Below are 255 nucleotides of genomic sequence, written 5' to 3'. Positions count from 1 at the left end.
TGATAACAACAAACACGTTCGTTGTTATCAGTCAGCTTTCCAAATTGTTAAAGAGCGAGTGGTATTCCTAACGGAACAAATCACTTTCTAATGACTTTCAGAGTCAAACAGACCAACCAGTTCAATTGCTTAATCTGGTTTGGCAATGTGCATCCAAAAATCCTTAGAGAGTGGTGGGCGATACCGGGTTCGAACCAGTGACCCCCTGCTTGTAAGGCAGGTGCTCTCCCAACTGAGCTAATCGCCCACATGTTT

Annotated in this window: 1 tRNA gene; it reads right to left on the bottom strand. The window is 44.3% G+C overall.

From position 1 onward, the window contains the following. Positions 1-171 precede the first annotated feature (171 nt). A tRNA-Val gene (locus tag EXZ60_RS19245) sits at positions 172-247 on the bottom strand. Between the last annotated feature and the right edge of the window lie 8 nt (positions 248-255).

Origin of the sequence: Vibrio sp. 1151_11 (genome assembly GCF_029478525.1) — a bacterium.
Classification (GTDB): Bacteria; Pseudomonadota; Gammaproteobacteria; order Enterobacterales; family Vibrionaceae; genus Vibrio; species Vibrio anguillarum.
The sequence above is the reverse complement of the archived record's forward strand: the minus strand, read 5'-3'. Positions and strand labels throughout refer to the sequence as shown.